A 12,159-nucleotide genomic window follows, 5' to 3' on the forward strand; every position below is an offset into this window, starting at 1 on the left:
ACCCCCTCGAGTGGGCACAGACCGCAGAAAAAACGCCGCGAAGTCTGCGGTTCGTGCCCACTCGAGGGGGTCACCACGCACTGCGGGACCCCAACCCGGCCGCCGGACCCGACCACCACCCCACTGGCCCCGTCGCTGCCGCTTGTGGACGCCACCACCGACCGACGCAACATCACGCTGACGATCGCGGGGGCGACCCACGGATACGTCACAAGAGCCCGATCTTCGCGGTCTTGCGGCTGGTGGGCAGGCGCACGACGTGTGACGGCGGCTTCGAAGTGGTCGCCGGCCGCGGTGACGTCAGATCTTGCGGAGCCGGACCCAGTCGACGGAGTGGTCGGCCGACTTCCGCAGCACCAGGGTGGCGCGGGAGCGGGTGGGGAGCACGTTCTGCGACAGGTTGGGCCCGTTGATGGTGTCCCAGATCCGGCGCGCCTCGTCGACCGCGGTGTCGTGGCTGAGGGCGGCGTACTTGGCGAAATAGGAGTCGGGATCGCGGAAGGCGGTCTCGCGCAGGTGGAGGAAGCGGTCGACGTACCACTCCCGGATGTGGTTGGTGTTGGCGTCGACGAAGATGGAGAAGTCGAAGAAGTCCGACAGGCCCAGGCGGGTGCGGCCGTCCTCGCGGACACGCGGCGGCTGGAGGACGTTGAGACCCTCGATGATGACGATGTCGGGGTGCTTGACCGCGACCTTCTCGTCGGGCACCACGTCGTAGACCAGGTGGGAGTAGACCGGGGCCTCGACCTCGTCCTTGCCGGACTTGAGGTCGACCACGAAGCGCATCAGCGCCTTGCGGTCGTAGGACTCGGGGAAGCCCTTGCGCTCGAGCAGGCCGCGCTTGACCAGCTCGGCGTTGGGGTAGAGGAAGCCGTCGGTCGTCACCAGGGCGACGTTCGGGTGCTCGGGCCAGCGCGCCAGCATCTGCTGCAGCACGCGGGCGGCGGTGGACTTGCCGACCGCGACCGACCCGGCGAGGCCGATGACGAACGGCGTGCGCGGGGGCGTGAGGCCGTGGAGGAACTCCTGCTGCTCGCGGTGCAACGCCGACGCCGCCCGCACCCGCAGGCTCAGCAGCCGCGAGAGCGGCAGGTAGACGTCGCGGATCTCGGCGAGGTCGAGCTGGTCGCCGATGCCCCGCAGCCGCGCCACCTCGTCGCTGGTCAGCGGGCTCTCGGTCTCCGAGGCCAGCATTGCCCAGGTGGCACGGTCGAGCTCGACGTACGGTGAGGACTCCCGCGGTGACTCCTCACCGTGGGCCCCCGGCGTCTCCGCGGCCGTGACCATGGTGACGATTCTTCCAGTCGCGTCGTGTCGGCAGTCGGCGGCATCCCAACTAGAGTGACTCCCCATGTGCGGGATCGTCGGATATGTCGGGCACAGGTCGGCCACGGACACGGTCATCGACGGCCTGCGCCGCTTGGAGTACCGCGGCTACGACTCGGCCGGTGTGGCGGTCGTCAGCGACGGCGCGATCGCGCTGGAGAAGCGGGCGGGCAAGCTCGCGAACCTCGAGAAGGTGCTCGACGAGACGCCCCTCGCGCTGGCCCACATCGGCATCGGGCACACCCGCTGGGCGACCCACGGCCCGCCGAACGACGTCAACGCCCACCCGCACACCGGTGGTGTGCGCCGGGTGGCGCTGGTCCACAACGGCATCATCGAGAACTTCATGGAGCTGCGGGAGCGCGTCGAGGCCGACGGCCACGAGCTGCTCTCCGACACCGACACCGAGATCGTGGCGCACCTGGTGGAGCTGCAGGTGCAGTCGGGCGTCGACCTGACCACGGCCATGCAGCGCGTGTGCCAGCAGCTCGACGGCGCCTTCACCCTCGTCGCCATCGACGCCGAGGACCCCGACACGGTCGTCGCGGCCCGCTGCAACTCGCCCCTGGTCGTCGGCCTCGGTGAGGGCGAGAACTTCCTCGGCTCCGACGTCGCCGCGTTCATCGAGTTCACCCGCGAGGCGCTCGAGCTCGGCCAGGACCAGATCGTCGTGATGACGCGCGACGAGGTGCGGGTCACCGACTTCCACGGCCGGCCGGTCGAGGCCCGGCAGTTCCACGTCGACTGGGACCTCTCCGCCGCGGAGAAGGATGGCCACGACTGGTTCATGCGCAAGGAGATCTTCGAGCAGCCCCGGGCCGTCGCGGACTCCCTCATCGGCCGTCGTACGGCGAACGGCCAGCTGCAGCTCGACGAGATGCGCCTGGCCGACGAGGAGCTGCGCGACGTCGACAAGATCATCATCATCGCCTGCGGCACCTCCTTCTACGCCGGCATGGTCGCCAAGTACGCGATCGAGCACTGGACGCGGACACCGGTGGAGGTCGAGCTGGCCTCGGAGTTCCGCTACCGCGACCCGATCATCGACGCGACGACGCTGATCGTCGCGATCAGCCAGTCCGGCGAGACCGCCGACACCCTGCAGGCGATCCGCCACGCCCGGAGCCAGCGGGCGAAGGTGCTGGCGATCTGCAACACCAACGGCTCGTCGATCCCGCGCGAGTCCGACGCGGTGATCTACACCCACGCCGGCCCCGAGATCGGCGTCGCGTCGACCAAGGGCTTCCTGACCCAGCTGGTCGCCTGCTACCTCCTCGCGCTCTACATCGCGCAGGTCAAGGGCACCCGCTTCGGCGACGAGATCGACGAGATCATGGAGCAGCTCGAGGCGATGCCCGGGCACATCGAGACCGTGCTCGAGGGTGCCGACGCCGTCTACGAGCTCGCCCGCTCGCACGCCGGCACCCGCTCCGTCCTCTTCCTCGGTCGCCACGCCGGCTACCCGGTGGCGCTCGAGGGGGCGCTCAAGCTCAAGGAGCTCGCCTACCTGCACGCCGAGGGCTTCGCGGCCGGCGAGCTCAAGCACGGCCCGATCGCGCTGATCGAGGAGGGCCTGCCCGTCTTGTGCGTCGTCCCGCCCAAGGGCCGCGACCAGCTCCACGGCAAGATGCTGAGCGGCATCCAGGAGGTCCGTGCCCGCGGTGCGCGCACGATCTGCCTGGCCGAGGCCGGCGACACCTCCATCGAGCCGTACGCCGACGACCTGATCCGGCTGCCGAAGGTCCCCGTGCTGCTGCAGCCCCTCGTCGCGATCCTCCCGCTGCAGCTGTTCGCGTGCGAGCTGGCCACCGCGCTCGGCCACGACGTCGACCAGCCGCGCAACCTCGCCAAGTCCGTCACGGTCGAATAGCCACCCCACGGAAACGCGCTTCGCTTGCCTTTCCGCGGGGACCCCGGCGGTACGGTCAGATCTTGTTCGAAGGGAGCACCTCATGGCCGTGGTGGGCGTCGGGATCGACGTGTGCGAGATCGCCCGCTTCGAGGAGTCCTGCCGGCGTACCCCTGCGCTCGTGGAGAAGCTCTTCGTCGAGGCGGAGCGGGGCCGCTCCTACGCGTCCTTGGCTGCACGGTTCGCGGCCAAGGAGGCGCTGGCCAAGGCGCTCGGCGCCCCGGGCGGAATGTCGTGGCACGACTCGGAGGTGGTCTCCGAGGAGACCGGCCGGCCGCGCTTCGTGATGCGGGGGACGGTGCTGGCCGTCGCCGACCGCCTCGGCGTCGGCTCGGTCCACCTGTCGCTGACCCACGACGGCGGGATCGCCTCGGCGGTCGTCGTCCTGGAGACCTGACCCGCCGTGCTCCGCGCCCACACCGTCGAGGAGGTCCGCGCCGCTGAGGCTGCGTTGATGGCCACCCTGCCCCAGGGCGCCCTCATGCAGCGGGCCGCCGCCGGACTCGCCTACGCCGTCCTCGACCTGCTGGACGGCGGCTACGGCCGCCGGGTGCTGCTGCTCGTCGGCTCCGGTGACAACGGCGGCGACGCGCTGTACGCCGGCGCGATGCTCGCGCGCCGCGGTGCGCTCGTCGAGGCGTGGCTGCTGTCCGCCACCGTCCACGAGGCCGGGCTCGCGGCCCTGCGGGCTGCCGGCGGGCGCACCGGGACGCCGGGGCCGCGCGACGTCGACGTGGTGGTCGACGGCATCGTCGGGATCGGCGGCCGGCCCGGCCTGCGTCCCGCGGCGGTCGACGCGCTGGCCGCCGTCGCGGGCGTCCCGCTCGTCGCGGTCGACACCCCCTCCGGCGTCGACGTCGACACCGGAGCGGTCGACGGCCCCCACGTCACGGCCGACGTGACGGTCACCTTCGGCACCCACAAGGCCTGTCACCTGCTCGACCCCGCGGCCCTGGCCTGCGGCAGCGTCGACCTGGTCGACATCGGCCTGGACCCCTACCTCCCGCCCGCCGCGATCGAGGCGCTCCAGTCGGCCGACGTGGCCGCGCTGCTGCCGCGCCCGGCGCCGGAGGCGCACAAGTACACCCGCGGCGTCGTCGGCATCCGAGCCGGCTCCGCGACCTACCCGGGTGCCGGCCTGCTCAGCGTCGCCGGTGCGGCCTGCGGGCTCGCCGGGATGGTCCGCTACGACGGCGACGCGGCCGTGCTCGACCTGGTCCGCGCGCAGCACCCGGAGGTGGTCGGTCCGGGCCGGGTGCAGGCGTGGGTGGTCGGCTCGGGCAGCGATGCCGCCGCCGAGGCCGCCCTCCGCGACGCGGTCGCCGACGGCGTACCGGTGGTGGTGGACGCCGACGCGCTCGCGTTCGCCGACCTCGCCCACGGCCGGCCCGCCGTGCTCACGCCGCATGCCGGCGAGCTGTCCCGGATGCTCGACCTCGACCGGGAGGTCATCGAGGCGCAGCCGCTGGCCCACGCCCGCACCGCCGCCGCCCGGTATGACGCCGTGGTCCTCCTCAAGGGCCGCCACACCGTCGTCGCGCACCCCGACGGCCGGGTCCGGGTCACGACGACCGGCACCCCCTGGCTGGCGACCGCAGGGGCGGGTGACGTCCTCGGCGGCGTCGTCGGCGCCCTGCTGGCCGGCGGGCTCGAGCCGTTCGACGCCGCCTCGGTGGGCTCGTGGGTCCACGGTGCCGCCGCGACCCTGGCCGCCCAGCACGGGCCGATCGTCGCGGGCGACGTCGCGGCCGCCGTACCCGCCCTGCTGGCGACCCTGACCACCCCGTGATGGGACGATAGGGAGCATGTCCCGCCCGCCGCTCGGACCTGCCGAGGTCGTCGTCGACCTGGCCGCGATCCGCGCCAACGCGCGGTTGCTGCGCGAGACCGCCGGGGTGCCGCTGATCGCGGTCGTCAAGGCCGACGGCTACGGCCACGGCATGGTCGAGAGCGCTCGCGCGGCCCGGCAGGGCGGCGCCGAGTGGCTGGCGACCGCGACCATCGAGGAGGCCCTGGCGCTGCGCAGGGCCGGCGTCGAGGGTCCGCTGCTGTGCTGGATCACCACGCCGGCCTCGGACTACCGGGCCGCGGCCGACCAGGACATCGACGTCAGCGCCTACTCCGTCGCCGAGCTCGACCTGATGTCCCACGCCCTGTCAGGTCGCCGGACGCCGGCGCGGATCCAGCTCAAGGTCGACACCGGCCTGTCCCGGGGCGGTGCCCCCCGTGCGGCATGGGAGGCGGTCTTCGCCCGCGCCCGCGCCGGTGAGGAGTCCGGCACCTGGCGGGTCACCGGCATCTGGTCGCACTTCGCCTGCGCCGACGAGCCGGAGCACCCGGCCAATGACCAGCAGGAGCAGGCCTTCCGCGCCGCGGTCGCGCTCGCCGAGGAGGCTGGTCTGCGCCCCGAGCTGCGTCACCTCGCCAACTCCGCCGCCGCGATCCTGCGGCCGTCGTCCCGCTTCGACGCGGTCCGCTGCGGCATCGCGGTGTACGGCCTCGACCCCGCACCCGGCGAGGCGACCGACATCGGCCTGGTGCCGGCGATGACGGTCCGCGCGCCCCTCGTCATGGTCAAGGAGCTCGCCGCGGGCGACGCGATCTCCTACGGCCACCGCTGGACCGCCCCCGGTCCGATGACCGTGGGCCTGGTGCCCGTCGGGTACGCCGAGGGGATCCCGCGCCACGCCTTCCGCGCCGAGGCCCCCGAGGCGGCCGCCGAGGTCGGCATCGACGGCAAGCGCTGCCGGATCCGCGGCACGGTCTGCATGGACCAGGTCGTCGTCGACCTCGGCGACGACCGTCCCGTGGTCGGTGGCGACGTGATCGTGTTCGGCCCGCCGTCCGCCGGCGGTCCCACCGCCGACGACTGGGCCGAGGCCTGCGGCACCATCAACTACGAGATCGTGACCAGGATCGGGGGCCGGATGAGCCGCAGGTACGTCGACTCCGCGCCGCTCGCGGAGGCGGAGCAGTGAGCCGCCGCGGACGCGTCCTCGGCTCCGTCGCCGGCGCGCTCGGCCTCGCCGCCGGCACGGCCGCCGTCGGGGTGGTGCGCCAGCAGCGCCAGATCAGCCGTCGCGCGGGGGAGTCGGTCCCGTTCGGGACGCTGCGCGCGGAGCCGGTGTCGGTCGTCGCAGACGACGGCGTCGCGCTCCACGTCGAGGTCGACGAGCTCGACGCCCCCGCGACCACCGCGGTCGACCGGTTGCTGCGTCGTACCCACTCGGGGGCGCCGCGGGTCACCGTGGTCTTCGTCCACGGCTACTGCCTCAACCTCGACTGCTGGCACTTCCAGCGCGCGGCCTACCGCGGCCTGGTGCGGGCGGTCTACTACGACCAGCGCTCCCACGGTCGGTCGGGCAACTCCGACCGCGCGCACTCGACGATCGAGCAGCTCGGCCACGACCTCCACGCCGTGCTCGAGGCCGTCGTCCCCGACGGGCCGGTCGTGCTGGTCGGCCACTCGATGGGCGGCATGTCGATCATCGCCTTCGCCGAGCTGTACCCCGAGCTGATCGGCACGCGCGTCGTCGGCGTCGGCCTGGTCTCGACGACGGCCGGTGGCCTCGACCCGGGCCGGATGCTGCTGCCGATGCTGCCCGCGCGCCTCACCGGCCCCCTGGCGAGCAGCGCCATGCGCACCCTCCACCTGGGCCACCGCGCGATCGACGTCCTGCGTCGTGCCGGCTCGGCGGTCGCCACCGTCGCGACCGACCGGTTCGCCTTCGGTGAGGAGGTCCCCCAGGGCTACGTCGAGTTCGTCGACGAGATGCTGTCCGCCACCCCCTTCGAGGTGGTCGCCGACTTCTTCCCGAACTTCGCGGGGCTCGACAAGTTCGACGGTGTGGGTGCGCTCGGCGCCGTCCCGGTCTCGGTCATCTGTGGCACCGCCGACAAGATGACCTCGATCGGCCACTCCCGCAAGCTCCAGTCGCGGATCCCGGGCTCGCGCCTGCTCGAGTGCGAGGGCGCCGGCCACATGGTGATCATGGAGCGCCATGAGCTGGTCAACGCCGAGCTCGACCAGCTGATCACCGCCGCCGCTGCGAGGGCCGTCCACCAGTGACCACCGAGATCATCGCGATCGGCCCCGAACGCGCCGCCGACGTGCTGGCCGTCGTGCGCGCCGCGTTCGCCGCCCGCCCCGTCCTCGACCCGCCGGCCGACGCGCTCGCGGAGACCGAGGAGACCATCGCCGCCATGCTCGCGCCCGGGGGCGGCCTGCTCGTCCTTGACGAGGGCCGCGTGGTCGGCACCGTCGTCCTCGACCCGGTCGACGACGCGATCTTCCTGCGCCGATTCGGCGTCGACCCGGCCGCGCAGGGCCGTGGCGTCGCGAAGGCACTCGTGCGGGCCGCGCTCGCCGAGGCCTCCCGGCGCCCGGAGGCCCGCCGGGCCGTGATCCTGGCTCGGGAGGAGCTGCCCCGGACGATGGGATTCTGGCGCGACATGGGCTTCGTCGAGACGGGGCGCGAGGCGCCGTACGTCGAGATGGAGCGGCCCGTCCCGTACGTCGCCGAGGTGCCCTCCGCCGAGGAGATGCGCGAGCTCGGTCGCCGTCTCGCCGGCCTCCTGCGTGCCGGCGACGTGCTGGTCCTGACCGGCGAGCTGGGCGCGGGCAAGACCACCTTCACCCAGGGGCTGGGCGAGGGACTCGGCGTCCGGGGCGGGATCACCTCGCCGACCTTCGTCATCGCCCGGGTGCACCCTTCGCTGGGCGAGGGGCCCGAGCTGGTGCACGTCGACGCCTACCGCCTCGACGGTCGGGCCGAGCTCGACGACCTCGACCTCGACACCGAGCTGGACGAGGCCGTCACCGTCGTCGAGTGGGGGAGCGGACTGGCGGAGAGCCTGTCGGACGACCGCCTCGAGATCCGCATCGCACGGGCGACCGCGAGCACCGACGTCGACCCCGAGGCCGACCCACGCGTGGTCGAGATCGACCCGGTCGGGCGGCGCTGGCTCGGTATCGACCTGCGTCCCTGAGGACGTCCCGGTCCCGAAAGTCCCGGGACCGGTCCCATGACCGGGGTCCCGCCTTCGATGGGCTCCGGGGGTGGTCGAGACGACCCGTGCGCAGGTGCCGCCGCACCCTGCCGGATTCCTAGCCTGAACAGGCCACCGGATCCGGACAGGGAGGTCGACGATGCGGGCGCTCAGAGCTGCAAGGCGCGGACGGCCATCCCCGGCGGCGCCCAACCCACCCAGCACGCACGCTGGCGGCGTTGCCGATGCTCGAAAGGCGCCCAGCCTGCCTACGCACCGGCGCCTTGCCATCGCACGCGCTGGATGGCTTGGGCATCCACCGAGGCTGACCGTCCACGCCTTTCTCGCACTCCTGATGACCGCCGTGCTCTGGAGCAGTGGGGCACCCGCTGCCGAGGCGCGGTCGGGCGCCCCCGTGCTCGACCGGCCCACGACGCACGCCCGCACCGTGGTGCTGACCGGCCGGGCCCGGCCGCGTGCCGTGGTCGCCCTGCAGGTGCGCAAGGGTCGCTGGGCGACCGTCCGGAAGGTGCGGGCCGCCTCGAACGGGCGCTACCGCGCCGTCGTACCGGCTCCGCGGCGGGCGCTGCCGTACCGCGCCGTGTCGAAGGGCCGGGCGAGCACGGTCCGGCAGGTACGCCCGCCCAAGCCGCCCCAGCCCCCGACGACCCCGACACCACCGCCGACGACCCCGACACCACCGCCGACGCCTCCGGCGCCGGCTCCGAGCGATGCCTGCGGCTCCCGGCCGCAGCGGGCGGACGGCAGCTACTGGGAGTGCTCCTTCGTCGACGAGTTCGACGGCAGCGCGCTCGACCGGACCAAGTGGCTGGTCCAGGCGACGTCGTACAGCGGGATGAGCAGCGGCAACCGCGACTGCTACGTCGACGACGGCACCACGGTCGGGGTCTCCGAGGGCACGCTGAAGGTCAGCGCCCGCCGTCAGCTGGCGGCGTTCACCTGCGCCAGCCCGTACGGCTCCTTCACGACGACCTCGACGGCCGGCACGGTCACCACGCGCGACCGCTTCTCCCAGACCTACGGGCGCTACGAGTTCCGCGCCCGGATGCCGCAGACAGCAGGGCTGACCGGACCGCACTCGGCGCTGTGGCTCTACCCCGAGCGCAACACCTACGGCGCCTGGCCGGCGTCGGGGGAGATCGACGTGGCGGAGTGGTTCAGCGCCCGCCCGGCGAACGTCTACCCGTCGGCCCACTACGCCGGCGAGGTGGTCCCGACGACGACCGGCACCACGTGCGCGATGCCGACGTCGAGCACCGCCTTCCACAGCTACGTGGTCGAGTGGACGGCGACGAGGATGAGCTTCTCCTACGACGGCGTCGTGTGTTGGTCGCACAGCTGGGCGCCCACCGGCCTGGTGACGCCGAAGCCCTTCGACAAGCCGTTCAACCTGGTCATCACCCAGGTCTGGGGCAGCCTGTTCAACGCACCGACGGCATCGAGCCCAACGTCTGCGACCCTCGAGGTCGACTGGGTCAAGGCCTGGCGCTGAGCCCGCGGGCGCGCAGCGCGGGTAACCTCACCTCCGTGCTGCTCGCCTTCGACACCGCCTCGCCGACGGTGACCGTCGCCCTGCACGACGGCTCCGACGTGGTCGCCTCCGCGACCGCCACGACCGCGATGAAGCACGGCGAGCAGCTCGCGCCGCTCATCGAGCAGGTGCTCGCGTCGGCGGGCGCCCGCCCGGCGGACCTCACGGCGATCGCCGTGGGCGCCGGTCCGGGGCCGTTCACCGGTCTCCGGGTCGGTCTGGTCACGGCGCGCACGATGGGCCACGTCCTCGGCATCGCGGTGCACGGCGTCTGCTCGCTCGACGCACTCGCGATCGAGGCCGTCGAGACCGGCGCGGTCGACGGGGACTTCCTGGTCGCCACCGACGCCCGGCGCAAGGAGGTCTACCTCGCGTCGTACGACGGGCGGGGGGTGCGCACCTCCGAGCCGGTCGTCGACCGGCCGGCCGCGCTCGCCACCGACCGCCCGGTCGTGGGGGAGGGCGCCGCGCTCTACCCCGACGCCTTCCCGGCAGGCCGTGAGCCCCTGCGTCCCGACGCCGCCTGGCTCGCCCGTGCCGTCGCCGCCGAGCGGGTCGCCCTTCTCGCGCCCGAGCCGTTGTACCTGCGCCGCCCCGACGCCGAGATCCCGCAGGCCCCGAAGGCCGTGCTGTCCGACGTCGCCCCGACCCCGTGACCCCGACCCCGTGACCCTGGTCCGGCCGGCCGTCGCGGCCGACGTCGAGGAGGTGTGCGGCCTCGAGGCCGTCTCCTTCCCGCTCGACCCGTGGTCGCCGGTGCTGGTCGGCCAGGCCGTCGAGGGCTCGGTGCCGACGCTCGCCGTGCTGGTGGCCGAGCAGGAGGCAGCCTTCGCCGGGTACGCCGTCGTGAGCGTCGTCGACGTCGACGCGGAGCTGCAGCGGATCGCGGTGCCCGAGCCGTTGCGTCGCACCGGCGTCGCCAAGGAGCTGCTCGCGGCGGTTCGCGTCCACGCGGCGGACGGCGGCGCCGAGCGGCTGCTGCTGGAGGTCCGCGAGGACAACCTGGCCGCGCGGATGTTCTACGAACGGGCCGGGTTCACCGAGCTCGGCCGGCGCCCGCGCTACTACCGCGACGGTGCGACCGCCCTCGTCCTCGCCACACCCGTCACAATGGTGCCGTGATCCCCGACGAACCGCTGGTGCTGGGCATCGAGACCTCCTGCGACGAGACAGGGGTCGGCATCGTCCGTGGCCACACCCTGCTCGCCGATGCCGTCGCCAGCAGCGTCGACCAGCACGCGCGCTTCGGCGGCGTCGTACCCGAGGTGGCGAGCCGGGCCCACCTCGAGGCGATGGTCCCCACCATCCAGCGCGCCTGCGACACCGCCGGCATCGCGCTGTCCGACGTCGACGCGATCGCGGTCACGCACGGGCCCGGGCTCGCCGGTGCCCTGCTCGTCGGGGTCGCCTCGGCGAAGGCCCTCGCGCTCTCGCTCGGCAAGCCGATCTACGGCGTCAACCACCTCGCCGCACACGTCGCCGTCGACCAGCTCGAGCACGGTGCGCTGCCCGAGCCCTGCCTGGCCCTGCTCGTGTCCGGCGGACACTCCAGCCTGCTTCGCGTCACCGACATCACCGGCACCGACCGCGGCGTGGACCCGATGGGCGCCACCATCGACGACGCGGCCGGCGAGGCCTTCGACAAGGTGGCCCGCCTGCTCGGCCTGCCCTTCCCCGGCGGCCCGCACATCGACCGGGTCGCCCGCGAGGGCAACCAGGTCGCCATCGACTTCCCGCGTGGCCTGACCAGCCGCCGCGACCTCGAGCGGCACCGCTTCGACTTCTCGTTCTCCGGCCTCAAGACCGCGGTCGCCCGTTGGGTCGAGGCGCGCGAGCGCTCCGGCGAGCCGGTGCCCGTCGCCGACGTCGCCGCCTCCTTCCAGGAGGCGGTCTGCGACGTGCTGGTCCGCAAGGCACTCGACGCCGCGGCCACCGAGGGCATCGAGGACCTGATGATCGGCGGCGGCGTCGCCGCGAACTCCCGCCTCCGGGCGATGGCCGAGGAGCGGGCCACCAAGCTCGGCATCCGGGTCCGCGTCCCGCGCCCGGGCCTGTGCACCGACAACGGCGCGATGGTCGCCGCCCTCGGCTCGACCATGGTCGCCCGGGGCCGGACCCCGTCGTCGCTGGACCTGCCGGCCGACTCGAGCCTGCCGGTCACCGACGTCCTCGCTGTGTGAGTTCAGCGCTCGCTGCGCTCGCGCATGTCGGGCGCCCTCTTGTCGCGTGGTCTTCCCTCGCTGCACTCGGTCCAGATCACGCGGGGCGCCCGACATGACTCAGCCCCACCCGATGCATTCGCGCATCAGGTGGGGCTGAATCTCGTCGCGCCGCCCGCCGTTTCTGGACGGAGGAGCGAGCGAGGTACGAGCGAGCGGGGGAG

11 protein-coding genes are annotated in these 12,159 nt (G+C 73.3%); 10 read left to right on the forward strand and 1 reads right to left on the reverse strand.

The annotated features are described in order from the left end of the window. Positions 1-300: 300 nt before the first annotated feature. Positions 301-1,287 (reverse strand): type I pantothenate kinase, encoded by a 987-nt coding sequence (coaA, locus tag ASE20_RS22550; RefSeq protein ID WP_056896812.1) that lies wholly within the window; start codon positions 1,285-1,287, stop codon positions 301-303. Between the two features lie 64 nt (positions 1,288-1,351). Here coaA and glmS point away from each other — a divergent pair, with 64 nt between their 5' ends. From glmS to tsaD, 10 genes are all read left to right on the forward strand, one after another. Then, on the forward strand, positions 1,352-3,196 hold the full coding sequence (glmS, locus tag ASE20_RS22555) for a glutamine--fructose-6-phosphate transaminase (isomerizing) (RefSeq protein WP_056896813.1): 1,845 nt from the start codon (positions 1,352-1,354) through the stop codon (positions 3,194-3,196). A gap of 82 nt (positions 3,197-3,278) precedes the next feature. Further along, on the forward strand, positions 3,279-3,632 hold the full coding sequence (locus ASE20_RS22560) for a holo-ACP synthase (protein ID WP_056896814.1): 354 nt from the start codon (positions 3,279-3,281) through the stop codon (positions 3,630-3,632). 57 nt (positions 3,633-3,689) lie between these two features. Further along, entirely contained in the window at positions 3,690-5,024 is a 1,335-nt protein-coding gene (locus ASE20_RS22565; RefSeq protein WP_056896906.1) for a bifunctional ADP-dependent NAD(P)H-hydrate dehydratase/NAD(P)H-hydrate epimerase, read from the forward strand. Positions 5,025-5,040: 16 nt separating this feature from the next. Then, the gene (gene alr / locus ASE20_RS22570) at positions 5,041-6,213 is read left to right on the forward strand and encodes an alanine racemase (RefSeq protein ID WP_056896815.1); all 1,173 of its coding nucleotides are present in this window, start codon (positions 5,041-5,043) and stop codon (positions 6,211-6,213) included. Further along, complete coding sequence (locus ASE20_RS22575) at positions 6,210-7,304, forward strand: alpha/beta fold hydrolase (RefSeq protein WP_056896816.1); 1,095 nt, start codon at positions 6,210-6,212, stop codon at positions 7,302-7,304. The genes alr and ASE20_RS22575 overlap by 4 nt, the downstream gene beginning before the upstream one ends. Beyond that, positions 7,301-8,224: a tRNA (adenosine(37)-N6)-threonylcarbamoyltransferase complex ATPase subunit type 1 TsaE gene (gene tsaE, locus ASE20_RS22580; protein WP_056896817.1), complete on the forward strand. Its 924-nt coding sequence runs from the start codon at positions 7,301-7,303 to the stop codon at positions 8,222-8,224. Before ASE20_RS22575 ends, tsaE begins: the two co-directional genes overlap by 4 nt. Positions 8,225-8,579: 355 nt before the next feature. Continuing rightward, entirely contained in the window at positions 8,580-9,737 is a 1,158-nt protein-coding gene (locus ASE20_RS22585) for a family 16 glycosylhydrolase (protein ID WP_056896818.1), read from the forward strand. Between the two features lie 35 nt (positions 9,738-9,772). Then, a complete protein-coding gene (gene tsaB, locus ASE20_RS22590; protein WP_056896819.1) occupies positions 9,773-10,432 on the forward strand; it encodes a tRNA (adenosine(37)-N6)-threonylcarbamoyltransferase complex dimerization subunit type 1 TsaB in 660 nt (219 codons plus the stop codon). Positions 10,433-10,442: 10 nt separating this feature from the next. Continuing rightward, positions 10,443-10,898 carry a GNAT family N-acetyltransferase gene (locus tag ASE20_RS22595; RefSeq protein ID WP_225868937.1) on the forward strand — a complete coding sequence of 152 codons (456 nt, stop codon included), beginning with the start codon at positions 10,443-10,445 and terminating at the stop codon, positions 10,896-10,898. Next, positions 10,898-11,956 (forward strand): tRNA (adenosine(37)-N6)-threonylcarbamoyltransferase complex transferase subunit TsaD, encoded by a 1,059-nt coding sequence (gene tsaD, locus ASE20_RS22600; RefSeq protein ID WP_056896908.1) that lies wholly within the window; start codon positions 10,898-10,900, stop codon positions 11,954-11,956. Before ASE20_RS22595 ends, tsaD begins: the two co-directional genes overlap by 1 nt. The last annotated feature ends 203 nt before the right edge of the window (positions 11,957-12,159 follow it).

The sequence above is a fragment of the Nocardioides sp. Root240 genome, assembly GCF_001428825.1.
GTDB lineage: Bacteria > Actinomycetota > Actinomycetes > Propionibacteriales > Nocardioidaceae > Nocardioides.